Below are 22,315 nucleotides of genomic sequence, written 5' to 3'. Positions count from 1 at the left end.
GAACGTGCCCGGTGATGATGCCTGTGTCCTGGTCGTGGATGATTCCAGAACCATTCGCTTTGCCCTGAAGAAGATGCTTTCACAGGGTGGCTATCGCGTGCTGGAAGCGGACAACGGCAAGGATGCGATAGAGCTGGCCCAGAATCATGGCCCCGTGCTGATCATCATGGATATCGTGATGCCCGGCCTGAACGGCTTTCAGGCAACACTCCGCATGCGTAAGCTCAAGGAAACCCGCGATATTCCCATCGTCATCATGAGCGGTAACAAAGAAGCTACAGAGCAGTTCTGGATCGACCGTATCGGCGCCAACGATTTCATGGGCAAGCCATTCAGCCGGCATGATGTGTTCCAGCGCGTGGAACGCACGGTGTATCAGAACGAAATTTCCTGATCAGGCAGCACGGTGTGTTTTCATCGGGTTGTGTTGCGTCTTTGTGAGGGCAGGATGCGGGCGGTCTTTACCGCATTGTCCTGTATCTGCAGAATCTCCACCGGATAACCGTTGATCAGCAGGCTGGTGCCCGGCTCGGGAATGCTTTCCAGCTGCTCGATGATCAGCCCGTTGAATGTTCTGGGGCCGTCGGTGGGCAAATCCCAGTCAAAGGTCTTCACCAGGTCACGCACACCTGCGCCGCCGTTGACCAGATAGCTGCCGTCTTCCTTGGGCTGCACGTCGGAAATGCTGTCAGTGGGATCACTGGTGAATTCCCCGACGATCTCTTCCAGCAGATCACTCATGGTGACTAGCCCCAGCACGTCACCGTATTCGTCCACCACGAGGCCGACCCGGCGTTTGGCCTTCTGAAAATTCAGCAGTTGTGTGTTCAGGGGTGTGGCTTCGGGAATGAAATACGGGTCCTGGATGAGACTCTGCAGAATGTCCCGGGTGAGATCGCCGCTCATCAGCGCCTGCATGACCTGGCGTGCGTGGATGAAACCCACCACATGATCGATACTGCCGCGATATACCAGCGCCTGGGTATAGGGCATCTGCCGCAGATCTTCGAGCAGTTCGTCCCAGGATTCGTCCAGGTCGATGCCGTCGATTTCCTGCCGGGGAATCATGATGTCTTCCACCGTGGCTTTTTCCAGGTCCAGGATGCCAAGCAGCATCTTGCGGTGCTTTTTCGGGATGAGCGCACCCGCTTCGTTGACGATGGTTCGCAGTTCTTCCCGCGTTACCGTGTCATTGTTGTCGTCTTCCGGATACACCTTCAGCAGCCGCAGTAGCGCGTTGGCAAAAAGGTTCACCAGCCATACCAGCGGGTAGGAGATTTTCAGCAGCGGCGTATAGATCCACGCAGCGGGGAAGGCCAGTTTCTCCGGGTGCAGGGCAGCGAGTGTCTTGGGTGCGACCTCCGAGAAGATCAGGATGACCAGGGTGAGCAGCCCGGCTGCCAGGGGGATGGCGCCTTCGCCCCCGAGGCGGATGGCCAGGATGGTTGCCAGTGACGACGCCAGGATGTTGACAAAATTGTTGCCCAGCAGGATCAGGCCGATGAGACGTTCCGGCCGTTTCAGCAAGCGTTCCGCAAGCTGCGCTGCTTTGTGTCCTTCATCAGCGAGGTGCCGCAGGCGATACCGGTTCAGGGTCATCAGGGCGGTTTCGGATCCGGAGAAAAAAGCGGAAAGTATGATGAGAACAAACAGGGCGGCAAACAGCCCGCCGACAGGAAGCTCGTCCAATGGTGGTTTACCTGCAATGAAGATAGAATCATTGTCTGTGGTCTGTCGACCGGCTGTCAAGGAGCGGGGGGAGCAAATGAAAAATATTCTGTTGGGGGGCGTACTGGCCGGCATCGTGCTGTTCGTATGGGGAGGCGTGGCGCACATGCTGCTGCCTGTAGGCAAGATGGGGATGCAGGAACTGCCGCATTCAACCAGTGTCGCTTATGCCCTGGATCTGGCGCTGGAGGATGCGGGGCTGTATGTGTTTCCCTGGATGGACGCGGACAAGGACATGTCCAAGAAAGCCCTGGCGGAATGGGAAGAGGCTTACCGGGACGGGCCGGTGGGGTTCATTCTCTATCGTCCCCACGGCAGTGATCCCATGGCCAGCCGCCTGTTCGTGATCCAGTTCGTTACTGATCTGGCGGCAGGTTTGCTGGTGGCCGTGCTGCTGTCTTTTACGACCCTGGGTTTCCTGGGGCGCCTGGCGTTCGTGACTGCCATTGGTGTGTTTTCGTGGATGACTTCCAGTATTCCCTGGTGGAACTGGTACGGCTTTCCTGCGGATTTCGTGGCTGGTGCCGGTATCTACATGATCGTGGGCTGGTTTCTTGCGGGGCTGGTGCTGGCCCCCCTGGGTGCCCGGTCAAAGCGGCAGCAGGCGGGGGAAATGCTGTAGCCGGGTTCTACAGGATCAGGGCGGCGAGCACCCGCCGGTCTTCCGCCAGCAGGATGTTGTAGGTCCGGCAGGCAGCATGGGTGGGCATGATCTCGTAACCGATGCCTGCCTGCATGAGCGGAATGAACAGGGAAGGGTGGGGAAACAGCTGGTTCGTGCCGCTGCCCAGCAGGATGACATCCGGCTGGTGACTGGCCAGCAGCGCAATGTTTTCTGCTGACAGATCCTCGAGGCTTTCCAGTTCCCAGGGGTCGAGAAGCCTGTCCGGCATGAGCAGCAGGTTGTGCCGGAATTCGGTGTTACCCACGCGGATTTTACCTTCCTCATAGGCTTCGATGAGGTATCTGCTGTCGATCTGATCCTGGGCGAATTTCATGGCGCAATCATACCGCAAGAATGGGCCGGGAGCAGTCCTGTAAACCATGACTGGGCTGTGGTAGCCAGGGTCCCGTCACCTAAATCTTGGCTGGGGTGGTGTCTGATCGGAAAAACGCCGTAAATACATCCATGTAGGCTCCGCGTCGGCATCCCTGTCTCCGAGGTTTTCCGATCAGACACCACCCCACCTTATCAACAACTTAGGAACTTAGATGACGTGGTTCTGTTGTGGCAGCAAGCGCCAATTGAATTTTCCCCCATGCTCATGTACTTTACTCGTTTGCCTGATTGCATATCTCACCAGAGGTTTCACGTGTCCAGTCCTGAAATGGAAGAATTTCGCCGCATCAAGCGGTTGCCGCCCTATGTCTTCGCCATCGTCAATGAGCTGAAGGCGGAAGCGCGGGCGCGGGGCGAGGACATCATCGATTTCGGCATGGGTAATCCGGATCAGGCGACGCCACAGCATATCGTGGACAAGCTTTGCGAGGCCGCCCAGCGCAAGGACACGCACCGTTATTCCATGTCCAAGGGTATTCTGCGTCTGCGCCGGGCCATCTGCAACTGGTACAGGGACCGCTACGAGGTGGATCTCGATCCGGAAACCCAGGCCATCGTCACCATCGGCTCCAAGGAAGGACTGGCTCACCTAGCGCTGGCCTGTGTGGGGCCGGGAGATTCGGTGCTGGTACCCAACCCGGCTTACCCCATCCATCCCTGGGGATTCGTGATCTCGGGCGCCGATGTTCGCCATGTGCCGCTGATCGAGGGCATCGATTTCTTCGAGAAACTGGAAGAAGCCATCAAGGATTCCTGGCCCCGGCCGAAGATGCTGGTGATCAATTTTCCCGGCAATCCCACCAGTCAGTGCGTGGATCTTGATTTCTTCGAGAAGGTGGTGGATATTGCACGGGAACACAATATCTGGGTGATCCATGATCTCGCCTATGCCGACATCGTGTTCGACGGCTACAAGGCGCCATCCATCCTGCAGGTGCCGGGAGCGGAAGAAATTGCCGTGGAATTCTTTTCCCTGTCCAAGAGCTACAATATGCCGGGCTGGCGTGTGGGCTTCATGTGCGGCAACAAGACCCTGGTGGCTGCGCTGGCACGCATGAAATCCTACCTGGACTACGGCATGTTCACGCCGATACAGGTGGCGGCCATTGCCGCCCTGGAAGGTCCTCAGGAATGTGTTGCCGAGATCCGGGGCATGTACGAGTCCAGGCGAAATGTACTTTGTGACGGCCTGAACAATATCGGCTGGCACGTGGACAGGCCCAAGGCCACCATGTTTGTCTGGGCGCCGATTCCGGAAGCCTACAGAGACATGGGGTCCCTGGAGTTCTCCAAAAAAGTGCTGGTGGAGGCCAAAGTTGCCGTGTCGCCCGGCATTGGTTTTGGAGAATACGGTGATGGCCATGTGCGTTTTGGCCTGATAGAAAACGAACACCGCACCCGCCAGGCGGTGCGCGGTATCCGGGACATGTTCCGCAAGGACGGGCTGTTGCAGGACTGACGGGAAAAGCATCGCAGGCAACACTGGCGTAAACATAAAGACAAGTACTGGACTCGGTTTCCTTGTTCGAGTCATAGCTGATATTCAGGAGAAGTGGTTTGGAACCCGTAAAAGTAGGATTGTTGGGATTGGGCACCGTCGGTGGTGGCACCATGAATGTACTGCATCGCAATGCAGCGGAAATCAGTCGTCGCGCCGGCCGTGACATCGTTGTCAGTCATGCCGCTGCCAGGGAATACGATCCGGAGAGTATCGACAGCCTCGAAGGCGTCACGGTATCCGACGATGCATTTGCCGTGGTTCGGGATCCGGCAGTGGATGTGGTGGTGGAACTCATCGGCGGCTACTCACCGGCCAAGGAACTGGTGCTCGAAGCCATTGCCAACGGCAAGCATGTGGTCACGGCCAACAAGGCGCTGATTGCCCTCCACGGCAATGAAATCTTCAGCGCAGCCCAGGCAAAGGGCGTCACCGTGGCTTTCGAGGCGGCAGTGGCCGGTGGCATTCCCATCATCAAGGCCCTGCGAGAAGGCCTGGCGGCCAACCATATCGAATGGATTGCAGGCATCATCAACGGCACGGGAAATTTCATTCTCACGGAAATGCGTGACAAGGGCAGGGACTTTGCTGACGTGCTGAGAGAAGCCCAGGAACTGGGCTATGCGGAAGCCGATCCCACCTTCGATGTGGAGGGTATCGACGCCGCCCACAAGCTGACCATACTGGCTTCCCTGGCATTCGGCATTCCTTTGCAGTTCGACAGATGCTACACGGAAGGTATCGGAAAGATAGAGTCCCAGGACGTGGAGTATGCCGAAGAACTGGGCTACCGCATCAAGCACCTGGGTGTTACCCGGCGCACGGAAGCAGGCGTGGAGCTGCGTGTGCATCCCACGCTGATTCCTGAGCGCCGTCTTATTGCCAATGTGGACGGTGTCATGAACGCCGTGCTGGTGAAAGGCGATGCGGTGGGTCCGACGCTGTATTACGGCGCTGGTGCCGGTTCCTTGCCCACGGCTTCTGCCGTGGTGGCGGACATCATCGATATCGCCCGTGCGCTGACGGTGGATCCCGATAGCCGTGTGCCTCATCTGGCTTTCCAGCCCGATGAGCTTTCGGATCTTCCCGTGCTGGGGATGGATCAGGTGGAAACCGCGTTCTACCTGCGGCTCACGGTGGAAGACAAGCCTGGTGTGCTGGCCCGGGTGACGGGCATCCTGGGCGATTCCGGTATCAGCATCGAGGCGGTGAAACAGAAAGAACCCCTGGAAGGAGAAACCCAGGTGCCCCTGGTGCTCCTTACCCACCGGGTCCTCGAAGGCGACATGGACAAGGCTCTGGCAGCCATCGAGTCCATGGAGACAGTGAAGAGTGTTTCCCGCATCCGGGTGGAATACCTGGACTGAGATCCCGCAGGGGCCGGAGCCGCGAAAGGCGGCTGCGGCCAGGATCCTGTCATCTAACTCTTGGCTGGGGTGGCATCTGCTCGGAAAAACGCCGTAAATACATCCATGTAGGCTCCTCGTCGGCATCCCTGCCTCCGAGGTTTTCCAAGCAGACACCATCCCCGCCTTATCAATAACTTAGGAACTTAGATGACGTGGTCCTGCGGCTGCGGCCCGCAGTTCCTCAATCGCAGCCCGAAACAGGTATAATCGGGAAAATTTCCTTTTCCTGTAACCGAATCCCATGAAGTTTATCGAAACCCGGGGCAACGACGGCAGCAAGCCGGTCGCCGTGAGCTTTTCCCAGGCCATCCTCAGTCCTCTGTCCTCCTTCGGCGGCATCTATGCTCCCGAGCATATCCCACAACTGGCGCCGGACTTCCTGGCAAATCATCTGGACAAGGACTACAAGACTCTAGCGCGGGACATCCTGTTGGCCTTCGGGGTGGATCTCGAAGACGGTCTGGTGGAAGCGGCCCTGTCCACCTATGACGGTTTCGATGATCCGGAGAATCCTGTTCCCGTGGTGCAGATCGGCGAGCGGCTGCATGTCAGCGAGCTCTACCACGGGCCGACCCGGGCCTTCAAGGACACGGCCCTGCAGCCTTTTGGCGTGGTTCTGTCCGGCCTGGCCCAGGCGCGGGATGAACACTACCTGATCATGGCAGCCACCAGTGGCGATACCGGTCCCGCTGCCCTGGACACCTTCCGCAACAAGCCCAACATCAAGGTGGCCTGCCTGTATCCCGACGGTGGCACCTCCGACGTGCAGCGCCTGCAAATGGTGACCGAGGACGCGGCCAACCTGAAGGTCATCGGTATTCACGGCAACTTCGACGATGCCCAGGCGGCCCTGAAAGGCCTGCTGGGTTCCGAGCGTTTCTGCACCACCCTGGTGGAGAAGCACACCCAGCTCTCCGCTGCCAACTCGGTGAATTTCGGGCGCATCATCTTCCAGCTCATCTATCACCTTCACAGCTATCTGGAACTGGTGCGCCAGGGGCATATCGAACTGGGAGAGAAAGTATATCTGGTGGTTCCCAGCGGCAACTTCGGCAATGCCCTGGGGGGCTACTATGCCTGGCGCATGGGCCTGCCCGTGGAGAAGATCGTCATTGCCTCCAATGCCAACAACGTGCTCACGGACCTGATCCACACCGGCGTCTATGATCTGCGCCAGCGCAAACTGATCGGTACCAGCTCGCCGGCCATGGATATCCTCAAGTCGTCCAACGTGGAGCGGGTGCTGTTCCACCTGTTCGGTGCGGAACGCACCCGGGAACTCATGCGCGAACTGGACGAAGAACAGCACTATCAGCTTAGCGGGGACGAGCTGCAAGCCATGCAGTCCCTGTTCTGTGCGGACTTCTGCAGCGACGATGAGGGCAAGGCCTATATCAAGGAATACTTCGAACAGGGTTACCTCATGGATCCCCACACGGCCACCTGCATGAAGGCCCATGCCAGTTGCTGCGATCAGCCCCTGCACGCCATTGTTTATTCCACCGCCGAGTGGACCAAGTTCTCGCCCACTATCGCCAATGCCCTGACCGGGGAAAGGGACGCGCATGACATCGATGCCCTCAAGACCATCGCCAGGCTCGCGAACACGGAGATCCCTGCGCGCATCGGTGAGCTGTTCAGCAAGCCCATCACCCAGACCACCCTGGTGGACAAGGAAGACATCGAAAAGGAAGTGCTGGCTTTCATCTGACGCTGATGAGGACTGCAGGCGCCTCCAGGGACCGGGACTTCCGCAAGGCATGAAATCATGATCCATCACCTGCTGGTTCCCTGCTTGCTGGAGCCGCCGCCCACAGCCGGTGAGTCCACCCCGGTTCTGCGGGCGCCTGCTCTCGAATTACTGCTGTCCCGTGGAGATCAGGAGCCGGCGGCCGACAGACTGGAAACGACTCTTTTCGAGCTGTTTGGACTGGGCGACGGGGCGGTTGCAGCGCCGTTTTGCTGGCTGGCGGATTCCGGGGAAGAGGCGACGGGATGGGTAATGCAGGCAGCGCCGGTTTATCTGCGCGCCGACCGGGATCAGCTGTTGCTGTTCGAACTGGATGAGGAGCAGCTCAGCCTGGCAGATGCCGAGGCCTATGCAGCAGTATTCAACGAGCACTTTGCCGAAGACGGACTGAAGCTCAAAATAGCTTCTCCCCTGCGCTGGTACCTGTTTCCGCAAAGGCCTGTAGAAGCCATATTCTCTCCTCTGTCCGAGGTGTCCGGACGCAGCATCGCTGCTTTTATGCCTGAAGGAAAGGATGCAGCTTACTGGGCATGGGTTGCCAACGAGATTCAGATGCTGTTCTTTCAGCTGGCAGAGAAGCGGGAAAACGAAATGAAGAGCGCTGTGCCTGTCAGTGGTCTGTGGTTCAGCAGTGCCGGCACATTGCCTTCTGAAAGGCCTGTGGCGCCGGCCGAGGCAGAAGGGGATGACTGTCTGCTTGCAGGGCTGAAGCAATATACAGCAGGAACCGATGTCCGGCATGCACTTCATTTCCTGGATGGAATGGAACGGGCCCGCCGACGGCAGGATGACGGGGCCTGGCAGCAGGCACTGGACGATCTGGGCCATCGGCTCGACAGGCTGATGAGTGACGCGGACGAGCTTTATTTGTACGCAGGGTACGGAAAAGCCTACCATTGGAAAAAGCACATGAAATATCGCCTGTGGCGCAGCAGACAGCGGTTCGGATCGATTCTGGCGGAATTGGAAAAAGGAAAATAGGTATGAGATTTGTTCTGACGATGGTTTTTCTGGGTATCTCCCTCGCGGCTTGCGAGGAGAAGCCAAAGGAAGCGCCCCCGCCGCCACCTCCGGAAGTCACGGTGCTGACCGTGGTGGAAAAGGATACGCCACTTTCCTTCGAATTCGTGGGCAAGACGGTCAGTTCCCGCAAGGTGGAAATCCGCTCGCGTGTCGAAGGCTTCCTGGAAAAACGGCTGTACCAGGAAGGTTCCAGGGTGAAGGAGGGCCAGCCCATGTTCCAGATGGATGCCAAACCCTTCGAGGCGGATGTTCTGGCGGCCAAGGCCGGCCTGGCACAGCAGGAAGCCCGGCTGAAGACGGCAACCATCAACCTCAATCGTGTGAGACCCCTGGCCAGGAAAAAAGCCGTGGCCCAGAAGGAACTGGATGAGGCCGAGGGCAACTATTATTCTGCCGCTGCTGCCGTGGAAGCGGCCAAGGCCAACCTGACACAGGCAGAACTGAAGCTGGGTTATACGCTGATCAAATCACCTGTCAGCGGTCTTTCCAGCTATGCGGTGCAGCAGGAGGGAGCCTATATCGGCATGGGTACGGGTAGCTTGCTGACCTATGTGGCGCAGATCGATCCGATGTGGGTCGAACTGAGCATTTCTGAAAATCAGACGCTCCAGTACGCAAGACAGAAACGGGCCGGACTCGTTCGCGCACCGGAGAATGACCGTTTCACCATCAAACTGTTGCTCGCAGACGGGCGTGAATATGCCCATGAGGGGGTGGTGACCTTTGCCGATGTCTCCATCAGCGAACAGACGGGTACCTTCCTGGTGCGTGCGGAAGTGGCCAATCCCGATGATATCCTGCGCCCTGGCCAGTTCGTACGGGTCCTGCTGCAGGGTGCGATCCGTCCCCATGCCATACTGCTGCCAAAAATCGCGGTGCAACAGGGAAAGAACGGCAGCTTTGTGTGGGTGATCGATGATCAGGACAAGGCGCAGTACCGTGCGGTCGAACCCGGGCCGTGGCAGGGTGAAAACTGGTTCATCGATGATGGCCTGAAAGCAGGTGACAGGGTGGTTGTCGAGGGCGCTGGAAAACTGCGTGAAGGGGTGAAAGTCAGCATAGCATCTGCAAAACCGGAAGAAGGCAAGGCCGCTGCCGGGGATAAACCCGCCTCATGATTTCCGAGGTTTTCATCAAGCGGCCGGTACTGGCATCCGTACTGTCCATCATCATTGTCATCGCCGGTCTGATCTCCCTGGTGGGTCTGCCCATCACGCAGTATCCGGAGATTACACCGGTGCAGGTCACCGTATCCGCCAGTTACCCGGGAGCGGATGCGGAGACGGTAGCGGACAGTGTGGCCGGCCCCCTGGAAACCCGCATCAACGGTGTGGACAACATGTTGTACATGCAGTCCACCAGTTCGGCCACGGGGCAGATGACGCTCACGGTCTATTTCGATATCGACACGGATCCGGATACCGCCGAAGTGCAGGTCAACAACCGGGTCAATCAGGCGCTGCCCGAACTGCCGGATGTGGTACGCAATGCCGGGGTGACGGTGGAGAAACGTTCCTCCAGTTTTCTCATGCTCATCGGCATACTCTCACCGGACGATTCAAAGGACGAAGCCTTCCTGGGGAACTACGCCAATCTCTATGTGCTGGATGAAATCAAGCGCGTGCCCGGTGCCAACCAGGCGCAGGTCATGGGTCTGCCCGACCTGGCCATGCGGCTGTGGCTGGATCCGGATCGCATGGCGGGGCTGAAGCTCACCGCCAAAGACATTCAGGTTGCGGTGAGTCAGCAGAACCAGCAGTTCGGTATCGGCAGCCTGGGGCAGTCGCCGACAACGGAACCCGTCGATATGACCTTTCCCGTGGTAACCGCGGGGCGCTTTTCCACCGAGCAGGAATTTGATGACATCATCCTGCGCGCGGATTCCAAAGGCACGGCCATCGTGCGCTTGAAAGACGTGGGGCGGGCCGAGCAGGGTCTCAAGGCTTACATGCTGCGCTCATCACTCAACGGCAAGGCGGCGACGTTCATCGCGGTCTATCAGCAGCCGGGATCCAACGCAGTGGATGTCTCCAACCGCCTGCGCGCCCTGATGGAAGAACTGAAAAAGAGCTTCCCCCAGGGCGTCGACTATACTATCTCCCTCGATACCACCAAGTTCGTGCAGGCGTCCATCGACGAAGTGACCGAGACCCTGATCATAGCCATCATCCTCGTGGTGCTGGTCACCTACCTGTTTCTGCAGAATATCAATGCCACGCTGATCCCGACCATCGCCATCCTGGTATCCATCGTGGGTACTTTCGTGGGCATGCTGGCCCTGGGTTTTTCCATCAATCTGCTCACCCTGTTCGGCCTGGTGCTGGCAATCGGTATCGTGTGCGACGATGCCATCGTGGTGGTCGAGAACGTCGAGCGTAACCTGAAGGAATTCAGCATGACGCCCATGGATGCGACCATAACCGCCATGAAGGAAGTGACCGGGCCGGTGATCGCCTCCACCCTGGTGCTGATGGCGGTGTTCGTGCCCGTGGCCTTTCTTGGTGGAACCACCGGTGTGCTCTACCAGCAGTTCGCCATCACTATCGCCATATCTGTTGCGATCTCCAGCTTTATCGCGCTGACCCTGACACCCGCGATGGCAGCTATCCTGCTCAAACCCCGCGATGAAGTCAGCTCAGGTTTTTTCGGCTGGTTCAACCGTATGGTGGAACGCATGACGGCGGTCTATGCCTCCGGTGTGCGCTGGGTGATGAAGTTTGGCAAGACGGCGCTGCTGTTCGTGATCGCCATGCTGGTGGCGCTGGTCATGCTGTTTCGGATTGTACCCAGCAGCTTCGCGCCTTCTGAAGATCAGGGTTATCTGTTCGCCGCGGTGATGCTGCCCGATGGTGCCAGCCTGGACAGGACACAGGCGCTGACACAGAAAGTGGCGGACATGTTCAGCGAGCATCCGGCCGTGCAGGATGCTTCCGCCCTGGCGGGATTCAGCTTCATCGACGGCCAGTTCAAGACCAATGCAGGAACGGTTTTCATCGCCCTGAAGGATTTCAACCTGCGGCAGACGCCCGAGTTGTCTGCGTCGGCCGTGCTGGGCCAGTTGCAGCCCCGCCTCAACAGGCCGAAGGAAGGCGTGGTGATCAGTATCAACCCGCCGTCCATTCCCGGGCTGGGCTCCCAAGGTGGATTCGAATACTGGCTGCAGAATCTGGGAGCGGGCAACGCGGCAGATCTTGCCGCGACCACGCGCAAGCTCATCGAGGAAGCGAAACAACGGCCCGAGATCACGCGCCTCACCAGCACCATCAACGCGGCTTCACGCCAACTCATGACCTATGTGGACCGGGTCAAGGCGGAGACCCTGGGTGTGGCTGTCTCCGATGTCTATGCGTCCCTGCAGACGCTGTTCGGTTCCCTGTATGTAAGCCAGTACAACAAGTTCGGCCGTGTCTGGCAGGTCATACTGCAGGCCAGTCCCGAGTACCGGGAAAAGCCGGAGGATATTCAGAACATCTTCGTGCGGCAGCACAGCGGGAAAATGGTGCCGCTGTCGGCCATCGTCAGCACCGAATACCACCAGGGACCGGATCTGGTGTCCCGGTTCAACGGTTTCATGGCAGCCAAGATCACCGGCGATGCCGCGCCGGGCTACAGCTCGGGAGAGGCGATCAGCACCATGGAGCAGTTATCCCGGCAAGCACTGCCGGCAGGTTACGGCTATGCCTGGTCCGGGCAGGCCTATGAAGAGAAGAAATCCGGCGGCACCTCCGCCATTATCTTCGGCTTTGCCCTGGTCATGGTGTTTCTGATCCTGGCGGCACAGTACGAACAATGGTCGCTGCCGGCGGCGGTGCTCAGTGCGATTCCTTTTGGAATCTTTGGTGCATTGCTCACGGTCTGGCTGCGTGGCATGGAAAACGATGTCTACTTCCAGATCGGCCTGGTCACCCTGATAGGGCTGTCAGCCAAGAATGCCATACTGATCGTGGAATTCGCCGAACTGAAATACAATGAGGGTTTGTCGCCCTTCGAGGCGGCGCTGGAGGCAGCACGCCTGCGGCTGCGCCCCATTCTCATGACCTCCCTGTCGTTTATCCTGGGCGCCATGCCCCTGGTACTTGCCAGCGGTGCAGGCGCGAACGCCAGGCATTCCATCGGTACCGGCATCATCGGGGGCATGGTGGGAGCAACGACCCTAGCGCTGTTCTTCGTGCCGCTGTTCTTCTATGTCATCAGGAGTGCAAAGGAACGCCTGGGCGGAAAGGAGAAAACTGCGATATGAAACGCCTGTTGAAACAAAGCATCATTGGCCTGTCCATGGCGGCAATGGCAGGCTGCACGACCCTGGGCCCGGATTACCAGCCGCCCGAGGTGGATGTGCCACAGCAGTGGCAGACTTCCCTGGAGGAAATTGCTGCAGTCGCCGATACCCAGTGGTGGAAGCTGTTCAATGATCCGGTGCTGGATGAACTGATCCGCCTGGCGCTGGAGAACAACCGTGACCTGCGCAGGGCTGCCGCCCGCATCCGTGAATATGTGGCACGCGTGGATATCGCACGTTCCGGTCTGTATCCCAACCTGGGATACGGAGCGAATGCTGCCAGAAGCCAGGGCTCCCGCAACACCCCCGGTGCAGCGCCAGACGGCATGAGCCGGGTCGGGGACAGCTACCAGGCTGCGCTGAGCGTGGGCTGGGAGCTGGATCTGTGGGGCAGCATACAGCGTGGCACGGAAGCAGCCCGGGCCAATCTGCTCGGGGCAGAGCACGGGCGCAGGGCGCTGGTGCTGTCGCTGGTTTCCAGTGTTGCCACTGCCTATATCGAACTGCTGAGCCTCGACCGTCAGCTGGAGATTGCCAGGAATACACTGAAACGCCGGGCGGAGAACGTGGATCTGTTCAGACTGCAGTTCGAAGGTGGCGTGGTCTCCGAACTAGAAGTGGCACAGGCGCGGGCCGAATATGAAACCACGGCTATCCTCATACCCGCCATCGAACAGCAGATCAGGATTACCGAATTCAACCTGTCTGTGCTCCTGGGACGGAACCCGGGTGCGATCGTCCGCCATGCCAGCATCGATGACCTGGTGCTGCCACAGGTTCCGGGAGACCTGCCTTCACAGTTGCTGCTGCAGCGTCCTGATATCCTCCAGGCCGAGCAGGATCTGATTGCGGCGAATGCACTCATCGGTGTGGCCAGGGCTGCCTACTTCCCCCGCATCTCCCTGACCGGCCTGCTGGGGCTGGCCAGCGCAGAGCTTTCGACCCTGCTGGACGGTGCGTCAGGTATCTGGAATGCCGGAGCTGCGATGGCGGGGCCCATCTTTTCCGGTGGCGAACTGGATGCCCGGCTGCGGGTGTCCGAAGCGGTGCAGCAACAGTTGCTGCAGGCCTACCTGTCCACCATACAGCGTGCATTTTCCGATGTGGACAAGGCACTGATCTCCGCCCAGAAGCTTCGTGAGGTGCTCGACGCCAGCAAGCGCCAGGTCAGCGCGCTGAAGGACTACACCAGATACGCCAGGGAGCGTTACGACGAAGGCTATGTCAGCTACATCGAGGTGCTCGATGCCGAGCGGCGGCTGTTCGATGCGGAACTGGAATACACCAAGCGTCAGGGGAATTCCTATGTGGCCCTGGTAGCCATCTACCGGGCCATGGGTGGTGGCTGGGTCGGGACAGCGGAAGCCGTGGCTGATGCGGTGGATTTTCCTGCCAAAGATGCCGGCGAGCCGAGGCGCTGGTGGGATTACCCGCCGGCCACGGAGCCGGCTTCCAAGAAGCAGCCCTGAGCCTTAGCAATATCATTGCCGGATCAACAGCTGCCCAGCCTGTCGATCTCCTTGTAAAGATGGCAGTCGGTGGTGTGGTCGTTGACCATGCCCACACCCTGCATGAAGGCATAGCAGATTGTCGATCCGACAAACTTGAAGCCGCGTTTTTTCAGGTCTTTCGCCATGGCATCGGATGCTTTCGAGGTTGTGGGTACTTCTGAAGCCTTTGTCCAGGCATTGCGAACCATGCGGCCATCGACGAAGCGCCAGATGTAGCTGTCGAAACTGCCGAATTCCTCCTGAACCGCAAGGAATGCCTGGGCGTTGCTCACCGCAGATCTGATCTTGAGGCGGTTGCGTACGATGCCCGGATTGGTCAGCAAGGCCTGAATCTTCTTTTCCGGGTAACGGGCTATCTTGTTTGCGTCGAAGTTGTCGAAGGCGGCACGGTAGTTCTCGCGCTTGGCGAGAATGAGCGACCAGCTCAATCCTGCCTGGGCGCCGTCCAGAATCAGTGATTCGAACAGGATGCGATCATCATGTACAGGCCGTCCCCATTCCCTGTCGTGATAGGCCTGCTCCAGCGGGCTGGCATCAGCCCAGGTGCAACGACTCAGGCTCAATGATAGCTCCGCATCTGCCCCACGAGTACGCCCTGTATCTGTACCTGTTCAGGCAGGAAACTCATGGGTTGCATCGCGCTGTTGGCGGGGTGCAGGATGACTTTGCCGTTCTGCTGTTCGATGCGCTTGAGGGTGGCCTCTTCGCCATCCACCAGGGCTACCACGATCTCGCCGTTGCGGGCATGATCGCGCTGTTCGATGACGACCCAGTCACCATCCAGGATGCCTTCGTCGATCATGGAATCACCCTTGACCTCGAGCACATAGCAGGGGTTTTCTGTGCGCAGGGGCGGGGGCACGGTGATGGTCTCTGGGGTGCTGATGGCTTCGATGGGCTGGCCGGCGGCAATGCGCCCGTAGAGGGGCAGCTCGTTGAGATCGGGATCGATGGCATCATCGTCCGGCTGGGTCAGCCGGACGCCGCGGCGCTGGTTGTTCATGGGTTCGATCAGCCCTTCCTTGATCAGCGCCTGCAGCTGCTTGTGAAGGGAACCGCGGGAACTCAAGCCCAGGGCTTCGCAAAGCTCGTTCAGCGTGGGAGGGTGAGGGAATTCATGCAGGTGAGTCAGCAGGTATTCATAGATTTCCTGCTGGCGGCGGGTCAGGCTGGGCATGTTCATGGAAACGTCCTCTGTGCTATGTTGGTTCTATTGTAGAACAAAACAGAAACTTTTGCACGGGTCTCGGCAAATCACCGCCGGATGGCAGCAATTTTCCGCGATTTACGCGGGTCGGCCTGATAAAATAGACGATTGTATTTTCCTGTGACGACAAACCAATGACTGTCAGAACACGTTTTGCTCCCAGCCCCACTGGCTACCTCCACGTGGGTGGAGCCCGCACGGCGCTCTTTTCCTGGCTGCATGCGCGCAAGCACGGTGGCCAGTTCGTGCTGCGCATCGAGGACACGGATCTGGAGCGCTCCACCGCGGAATCTGTGAATGCCATCCTGGAAGGCATGACCTGGCTGGGGCTGGAATACAACGAGGGCCCTTTCTACCAGACCCATCGTTTCGACCGGCACAACGAAGTCATCGATCAGCTTCTGGAAAAGGGCCTGGCCTACCGCTGCGACTGTTCCAGGGAACGGCTGGAAAAACTGCGGGAAGAACAGATGGCGCGCAAGGAGAAACCCCGCTATGACGGTTTCTGCCGCCACCGGGAAATCGATCCCGGTCATCCCCATGTGGTCCGTTTTCACAACCCTGATGAAGGCGTGGTCGAGTTCGATGACCTGGTGCGCGGTCGCATCAGCGTTGCCAACACCGAGCTGGACGATCTCATCATCCGGCGCAGCGATGGCACGCCGACCTACAACCTGACCGTGGTGGTCGACGATGCGGACATGAACATCACCCAGGTGATTCGTGGTGATGACCACATCAACAACACGCCACGTCAGATCAACCTGCTCAACGCCCTGGGCCTGAAAGTGCCCGAGTATGCCCACCTGCCCATGATTCTCGGCGACGATGGCGCACGCCTGTCGAAAAGACATGGTGCGGTGAGTGTGATGCAGTACATGGAAGAAGGTTTTCTGCCCGAAGCGCTGCTCAACTACCTGGTACGGCTGGGATGGTCTCATGGTGATCAGGAGATCTTTTCCCTGGATGAAATGGTGGAGCTGTTCGATCTCGCCGAAGTCAACAGGGCGCCTTCGGCATTCAATACGGAAAAGCTGCTGTGGATCAACCAGCACTACCTCAAGTCTGATGATCCGAAACGCATTGCGCGGCTGCTGTCGCCCCATCTGGGCAAGCTGGATATTGATCCCACCGAAGGCCCGGATCTGGTGCAGGTGGTTGAAGCGCAGCGGGAACGCGCCAGCACCCTGGTGGAACTGGCGCGGATCAGCGCCTTCTATTACCGGGATTTCGATACCTTCGAACCCAAAGCGGCAAAAAAGGCCTTGAAGGAAGCTGCACTGGAGCCCCTGGCGCTGGTACGCGCCCGGCTGGCAGAGCTTTCGGAATGGAACCGGGAAGACATTCACGAGGTGATAGACAGCGCTGTCAAAACCCTGGAGGTGGGCTTCGGCAAAGTGGCCATGCCTGTGCGGGTTGCCGTCACCGGTGGTGCGCCGTCACCGGATCTGGATCTCACCATGGAAATGATCGGTCAGGCAGCCTGCCTGCGCCGCATCGACAAAGCCATCGACTACATACAGAAGCTGTCATGACAGAAAACAACAAACCAACAAACTTCATCCGCCAGATCATCGAAGAAGACTTGGCCAGCGGCAAACACAGCAGCATACGTACCCGTTTTCCCCCGGAGCCCAACGGCTACCTGCATATCGGCCATGCCAAGTCCATCGTGCTCAATTTCGGCGTGGCGGAAGACTACAACGGCCAGTGCAACCTGCGCTTCGACGACACCAATCCCCACAAGGAGGATGAAGAGTACGTGGAAGCCATCAAGGATGATGTGCGCTGGCTGGGGTATCAGTGGGCGGGCCAGTACTTCGCCTCGGACTATTTCGAGCAGCTGTATCAGTTTGCCGTGGAGCTCATCGAAAGCGGCAAGGCCTATGTCTGTGACCTGAATGCCGACCAGGTGCGCGAGTACCGTGGCACCCTCACCGAACCCGGCAAGGACAGCCCCTTCCGGGACCGCAGCGTGGAAGAGAACCTGGACTTGTTCAAGCGCATGCGGGCAGGCGAGTTCGAGGATGGCACACGCACCCTGCGGGCCAGGATAGACATGGCATCTCCGAACATGAACATGCGGGATCCGGCCATCTACCGCATCCGTCGCGGGGCGGTGCATCACCAGACGGGTGATACATGGAGCATCTATCCCATGTACGATTTCACCCACCCGATCTCCGATGCGCTGGAAGGCATCACCCATTCCCTCTGCACCCTGGAGTTCGAGGATCACCGCCCCCTGTATGACTGGATACTGGACAACATCACCATACCCTGTCATCCGCGACAGATAGAGTTCGCCCGGCTGAACCTGGAATACACGGTGATGAGCAAGCGCAAGCTCACCCAGCTGGTATCCGAGGAACACGTGGAAGGCTGGGACGACCCGCGCATGCCCACCATTGCCGGGTTGCGGCGCCGCGGCTATACGCCTGCCGCCATTCGTGATTTCTGCAACCGTATCGGCGTCACCAAATCCGATGGCACCGTGGAGATGAGTGTGCTTGAAGCCAGCATCCGCGAAGACCTGGACCGTACCGCGCCTCGTCGCATGACGGTGCTCGATCCCCTGCGCGTGGTCATTACCAACTACCCGGAGGAACAGGAAGAGATTCTCCAGGGGCCAAACCATCCCAAGGACGAATCCATGGGTACGCGTGAACTGAAATTCGCACGGGAGCTGTGGATAGACCGGGCAGATTTCCGCGAGGAAGCCAACAAGAAGTACAAACGCCTGATCACCGGTGGCGAGGTGCGACTGCGCAACGCTTACACCATCATCTGTGAAAAGGTCATCAAGGATGTCAGCGGTGAGATCAAGGAACTGCAATGCACTTATGATCCCAATACCCTGGGCAAGAACCCGGAAGGGCGCAAGGTGAGAGGCGTCATCCACTGGGTTTCCGCGCTGTCGGGAGTGCCCGCCGAAGTGCGGCTGTATGACCGCCTGTTCACTGTGCCGGCGCCAGACGGTGATAAAGACAAGCCGTTCCAGCAGTTCCTGAATCCCGAATCCCTGACCGTATGCCAGGCCATGCTCGAACCCGCACTGGCTGAAGCGGAACCCGGCGAGCGCTTCCAGTTCGAGCGCGAAGGCTATTTCTGCCGGGATACCAAGGCGGCCAATGCCGGGGAACTGGTATTCAACCGCGTGGTTACCCTGAGAGATTCCTGGGGTAAGGGATGAAGGGCAGCAATGCAAAAAATCTTTCAAAAACTGTAGACAGGGAAAAATGACTGGATTATCATACGCGCCTCTTGAGGAAGCCTAAGGCACTGCAGAGGTTCCATAGGTACTTAAGCGGGGCCATAGCTCAGCTGGGAGAGCGCAACACTGGCAGTGTTGAGGTCGGCGGTTCGATCCCGCCTGGCTCCACCAACAATTTCAAGCGACAAGTTTACTTGTCCCCTTCGTCTAGAGGCCTAGGACACCGCCCTTTCACGGCGGTAACAGGGGTTCGACTCCCCTAGGGGACGCCATATAAACTAACCACTTGCAGAGATGTGAGTGGTTTTTTTATGTCCAGTGTTCCGGCAAGGCCGAATGTTGGTGTTGGACGCCGGAAACTGTTCTATTGCCGGGAAATTGTTTCACCTGAACGTTATGAAGAAACCAGATATCAGAATTATATCCGGCGGACAGACGGGCGTGGATCGTGCCGCCCTCGACGTGGCGCTGGAACTGGGGCTGCGCTGCGGCGGCTGGTGCCCCAAGGGCAGGCTGGCGCTGGATGGTCCGCTAGATGAGCGCTATCCACTGAAAGAGACGGAAAGCGCTGACTATAGCGTGCGCACGCGCCTGAATGTGCGGGATGCCGATGCCACGCTGATCCTGAATTGTGGCGAACTCAGCGGCGGTACGGCCTATACTCTGCGTGTTGCCGAAGAACTGGGCAGAGCGGTGCTGGTGCAGGATATGGATCACGGGGGGAATGTGGCGCAGGTGCACAGCTGGCTTGAGGCTCACGGGGTTCGTGTGCTCAATGTTGCCGGTCCCCGGGAAAACAAGTGTCCTGGTATCTACAGCAGGGCGAGACATTTTCTGAGCCAGTTGCTGGCAGGCAGATGAGCGGCAGCCACTGAGAATTCCCGTATCCAGCGGTGGTATAATGATACAAATATTGTCATCGCGCAGCACCGAGGATTTCTCATGGAAAAAATAACCTGTTTCAAGGCCTATGACGTACGCGGCCGTATTCCTGACCAGCTCAATGAAGATATTGCCTATCGCATCGGCAGGGCCTATGCAGCGTTTCTCAATCCGAAAACTGTGGTAGTGGGGGAGGATATCCGTCTGTCCAGTCCCGGGCTGCTCAAAGCCGTGGTTCGCGGACTCACGGACAGTGGGGTGAATGTCAAGGAACTGGGACTGTGTGGTACAGAGATCGTGTATTTTGCCACGGATCATTATGGCTATGACGGTGGCATCATGGTTACCGCCAGCCACAATCCCTTGGACTACAACGGTCTGAAGTTCGTGCGGGAAGGCTCCCGTCCCATCAGCGCCGATACCGGTCTGCAGGATATTCGCGAGCTGGCAGAGCAGAATGAATTTACTGATGCCGAACAGAAGGGCACGGTGGAAAGTGTCGAGTGGAAAGACGACTATATTCGGGCGCTGCTCGGTTATGTCGACCTGGACAAGCTCAAACCCCTGAAGATCGTCGCCAACCCAGGCAATGGCGGCGCCGGCCCCATCATCGATCTCCTCGAAGAACATCTGCCTTTTGAATTCGTGCGCATCAACTTCGAGCCGGACGGCACTTTCCCCAATGGCATACCCAACCCCATCCTGCCGGAGAACCGCCAGGCCACCATCGATGCGGTGCTGGAACACAAGGCGGATTTCGGGATCGCCTGGGACGGCGACTACGACCGCTGCTTCCTGTTCGACGAAACAGGCCGCTTCATCGAAGGCTACTACATCGTCGGCCTGCTCGCGGAAGCCTTTCTGGCCAAGCATCCCGGTTCCAAGATCATCTATGATCCCCGGGTTATCTGGAACACCATCGATATTGTCGAATCGGCGGGGGGCATTCCCATCCAGAGTGTTTCGGGGCATGCTTTCATCAAGCAGCGCATGCGTGAAGAGGATGCCATCTATAGCGGGGAGATGAGCGCACACCATTACTTCCGTGATTTCGCCTATTGTGACAGCGGGCAGATTCCCTGGCTGCTGGTTGCCGAGCTGATCAGCGTGAAGGGACGCAGCCTGAGCAGCATGCTGGACGAGCGTATCGCAAAATTCCCTACCAGCGGCGAGATCAACTTCAAGGTAAAGGATGCGGCTGAAGCAGTAAAAGCCGTGGAGGAGAAATATCTGCCTTCCGCCAAGCGCGTGGATCGCACCGATGGCCTGTCTCTGGAATATGATAACTGGCGTTTCAACCTGCGGGCTTCCAATACCGAGCCGGTGCTGCGCCTCAACCTTGAGACCCGTGGTGATCAGCAGCTCATGAAGGAGAAGACCGTGGAATTGTCGCAGTTGCTTCATAGTTTTTCCTGAGTCATCCGTTAAGGAGGAAAAGTCTTTGATCAAGATACTCAAGAACCTGCGTGGCAAACATGCTCAGACGGAACCCGCCCATCAGGACGATACGCCGTTTTTTATCGTCGGGTGCGTACGCTCGGGAACCACAATGCTGCGCAATGTGCTGCGTCGCCACCCTCGGCTCGAGTGCCCGGAGGAAACGCATTTCTTTCGCTGGACCGACCCCTTTGGTTCACCCCAGTTTCTGCGACCTTACCAGCACAACCCAGTAGTGAGAAAACAGCAGGAAATGGATGGCGTCAGCCGAGAAGAGTTTGATGCCTTGGTGGCGGCTTCCAACTCGCGCAAGGAATTGGCGGAAAAATATGGCCAACTGTATCTGCAGAAACGTGGTAATCCCCATGGACGCTGGTTCGACAAGACACCGCAGCATTTCTATGGCATGCTGATGATCAGCCAGATGTTCCCGCAGGCGCGCTTCATTCACATTTACCGTAATCCACTGAACGTGGTGGCCAGCCTGTTCGAAGGCAAGGTGGTGTCATTGCCTGACATGTCGGCTGCCACCAGTTACTGGGTGGAGGCCATGGCGGTGATGACCGAGTATAAGCAGCTGGGAGGCGCCGATCGTGTGCTCGAGATCGGTTATGAGGATTTCACCTCAAATCCCGTCAACTGCAGCCAACGTATCCTTGAATTTATCGGTGAAGACGAGGGATTGCTACGCAATCCGGGCAAGGGGATACACCCGGAAAGAAACCGTTATCAGCAGGTACTTGGGGACAGTGATATCGAGGAAGTGAGGCGCCGTTGCATGCCTTACCAGGAGTACTATGGCTATACCTGATCAGCATCATTCAGTCAGTCTCGGTATCGGGGGCATGTGCTACGGTGCCTATGGACTGGTTTAGAATATTGAATAGCTCCTGGTTCCAGTCCGGCATGGCCTTGATCTTTTCTGTCAGCTCGACATCAAAGGTAATGAGAGGTTCTTCCTTCCCCTCCTCCTTGGGGAGTGCATATTTGTCTTCCAGCCATCTGGCATAGTGCAGAGCGTGGCTGCGCGCCGAGTTTCTCTTGGGATAAGCATGGGTCTTCATGCAGTTACTGCAAAGGGAAACGGGATAGCTTTGCTTCCTGACGTGATCCCTGAGTGATGCCATCAGCTCGGAATGCCAGATTTGCATAGCGTCATTGTTATTCAGGTCTCCCCACATAGATTGGCTTTTTTTAAAGCAGCAAGGGTAGGCGGCTCCTTCATAGCTGAGGTAGAGGGTTTTGTAAGGTTCCAGACAATAAATGCTTTTGTTTGTCAGGTACTCAACATCCTCTTTTTGCTGAACATTGACTACG

19 protein-coding genes and 2 tRNA genes are annotated in these 22,315 nt (G+C 58.0%); 16 read left to right on the top strand and 5 right to left on the bottom strand.

Features of this window, described 5'->3' with window-relative positions:
• A partial coding sequence (locus ACOCD2_RS02300; protein WP_293672411.1) for a response regulator occupies positions 1-394 on the top strand: 394 nt, incomplete at its 5' end.
• Positions 395-414: 20 nt separating this feature from the next.
• On the opposite strand, the gene ACOCD2_RS02295 is transcribed toward ACOCD2_RS02300, so the two are convergent.
• Positions 415-1,689, bottom strand: coding sequence for an HlyC/CorC family transporter (locus ACOCD2_RS02295; protein ID WP_293644273.1), 1,275 nt, complete (start codon positions 1,687-1,689; stop codon positions 415-417).
• Between the two features lie 76 nt (positions 1,690-1,765).
• Between ACOCD2_RS02295 and ACOCD2_RS02290 the strand changes: the two genes are divergently transcribed.
• A complete protein-coding gene (locus tag ACOCD2_RS02290; RefSeq protein ID WP_293672410.1) occupies positions 1,766-2,350 on the top strand; it encodes a hypothetical protein in 585 nt (194 codons plus the stop codon).
• Between the two features lie 7 nt (positions 2,351-2,357).
• Here ACOCD2_RS02290 and ACOCD2_RS02285 read toward each other — a convergent pair whose 3' ends face one another.
• Positions 2,358-2,726 carry an Mth938-like domain-containing protein gene (locus ACOCD2_RS02285; RefSeq protein WP_293644277.1) on the bottom strand — a complete coding sequence of 123 codons (369 nt, stop codon included), beginning with the start codon at positions 2,724-2,726 and terminating at the stop codon, positions 2,358-2,360.
• Positions 2,727-3,056: 330 nt separating this feature from the next.
• On the opposite strand from ACOCD2_RS02285, the gene alaC reads away from it, so the two are divergent.
• From alaC to ACOCD2_RS02250, 7 genes are all read left to right on the top strand, one after another.
• Positions 3,057-4,247, top strand: coding sequence for an alanine transaminase (gene alaC, locus ACOCD2_RS02280; RefSeq protein WP_293644303.1), 1,191 nt, complete (start codon positions 3,057-3,059; stop codon positions 4,245-4,247).
• Positions 4,248-4,345: 98 nt separating this feature from the next.
• Entirely contained in the window at positions 4,346-5,653 is a 1,308-nt protein-coding gene (locus ACOCD2_RS02275) for a homoserine dehydrogenase (RefSeq protein WP_293644279.1), read from the top strand.
• Positions 5,654-5,936: 283 nt separating this feature from the next.
• Positions 5,937-7,406: a threonine synthase gene (gene thrC, locus ACOCD2_RS02270; protein WP_293644281.1), complete on the top strand. Its 1,470-nt coding sequence runs from the start codon at positions 5,937-5,939 to the stop codon at positions 7,404-7,406.
• A 57-nt stretch (positions 7,407-7,463) separates the two neighbouring features.
• A complete protein-coding gene (locus ACOCD2_RS02265) occupies positions 7,464-8,426 on the top strand; it encodes a hypothetical protein (RefSeq protein ID WP_293644283.1) in 963 nt (320 codons plus the stop codon).
• Between the two features lie 2 nt (positions 8,427-8,428).
• On the top strand, positions 8,429-9,586 hold the full coding sequence (locus ACOCD2_RS02260) for an efflux RND transporter periplasmic adaptor subunit (protein WP_293644285.1): 1,158 nt from the start codon (positions 8,429-8,431) through the stop codon (positions 9,584-9,586).
• Positions 9,583-12,708: an efflux RND transporter permease subunit gene (locus tag ACOCD2_RS02255; RefSeq protein WP_293644287.1), complete on the top strand. Its 3,126-nt coding sequence runs from the start codon at positions 9,583-9,585 to the stop codon at positions 12,706-12,708. The genes ACOCD2_RS02260 and ACOCD2_RS02255 overlap by 4 nt, the downstream gene beginning before the upstream one ends.
• On the top strand, positions 12,705-14,216 hold the full coding sequence (locus ACOCD2_RS02250; RefSeq protein ID WP_293644289.1) for an efflux transporter outer membrane subunit: 1,512 nt from the start codon (positions 12,705-12,707) through the stop codon (positions 14,214-14,216). The genes ACOCD2_RS02255 and ACOCD2_RS02250 overlap by 4 nt, the downstream gene beginning before the upstream one ends.
• Before the next feature lie 23 nt (positions 14,217-14,239).
• On the opposite strand, the gene ACOCD2_RS02245 is transcribed toward ACOCD2_RS02250, so the two are convergent.
• A complete protein-coding gene (locus ACOCD2_RS02245) occupies positions 14,240-14,821 on the bottom strand; it encodes a DNA-3-methyladenine glycosylase I (RefSeq protein WP_323790844.1) in 582 nt (193 codons plus the stop codon).
• Positions 14,818-15,435, bottom strand: a complete 618-nt coding sequence (gene lexA, locus ACOCD2_RS02240) for a transcriptional repressor LexA (protein WP_293644307.1) — start codon at positions 15,433-15,435, stop codon at positions 14,818-14,820. The genes ACOCD2_RS02245 and lexA overlap by 4 nt, the downstream gene beginning before the upstream one ends.
• Positions 15,436-15,599: 164 nt before the next feature.
• Between lexA and gltX the strand changes: the two genes are divergently transcribed.
• The 7 genes from gltX (at position 15,600) to ACOCD2_RS02205 (ending at position 21,809) form a co-directional block, all read left to right on the top strand.
• Positions 15,600-17,000, top strand: a complete 1,401-nt coding sequence (gene gltX / locus ACOCD2_RS02235) for a glutamate--tRNA ligase (protein WP_293644291.1) — start codon at positions 15,600-15,602, stop codon at positions 16,998-17,000.
• Positions 16,997-18,658, top strand: coding sequence for a glutamine--tRNA ligase/YqeY domain fusion protein (locus tag ACOCD2_RS02230; protein ID WP_293644293.1), 1,662 nt, complete (start codon positions 16,997-16,999; stop codon positions 18,656-18,658). The genes gltX and ACOCD2_RS02230 overlap by 4 nt, the downstream gene beginning before the upstream one ends.
• Positions 18,659-18,774: 116 nt before the next feature.
• Positions 18,775-18,850, top strand: a tRNA-Ala gene (locus tag ACOCD2_RS02225).
• A gap of 25 nt (positions 18,851-18,875) precedes the next feature.
• Positions 18,876-18,951: transfer RNA gene (locus ACOCD2_RS02220), tRNA-Glu, on the top strand.
• Positions 18,952-19,075: 124 nt separating this feature from the next.
• Positions 19,076-19,540 carry a putative molybdenum carrier protein gene (locus tag ACOCD2_RS02215; RefSeq protein ID WP_293644295.1) on the top strand — a complete coding sequence of 155 codons (465 nt, stop codon included), beginning with the start codon at positions 19,076-19,078 and terminating at the stop codon, positions 19,538-19,540.
• An 81-nt stretch (positions 19,541-19,621) separates the two neighbouring features.
• Complete coding sequence (locus ACOCD2_RS02210; RefSeq protein WP_293644297.1) at positions 19,622-20,977, top strand: phosphomannomutase; 1,356 nt, start codon at positions 19,622-19,624, stop codon at positions 20,975-20,977.
• A gap of 25 nt (positions 20,978-21,002) precedes the next feature.
• On the top strand, positions 21,003-21,809 hold the full coding sequence (locus tag ACOCD2_RS02205) for a sulfotransferase family protein (protein WP_293644299.1): 807 nt from the start codon (positions 21,003-21,005) through the stop codon (positions 21,807-21,809).
• Positions 21,810-21,819: 10 nt separating this feature from the next.
• Here the strand turns inward: ACOCD2_RS02205 and ACOCD2_RS02200 are convergent.
• Positions 21,820-22,315, bottom strand: a 496-nt coding sequence (locus ACOCD2_RS02200) for an SPASM domain-containing protein (protein WP_293672408.1), incomplete at its 5' end; no start/stop codon positions are given.

Origin of the sequence: Thiolapillus sp., from assembly GCF_048562965.1 — a bacterium.
Lineage (GTDB): Bacteria > Pseudomonadota > Gammaproteobacteria > Chromatiales > Chromatiaceae > Thiolapillus > Thiolapillus brandeum_A.
Note: the sequence above shows the minus strand (reverse complement) of the source record. Positions and strands in the feature narration are given on the sequence as shown.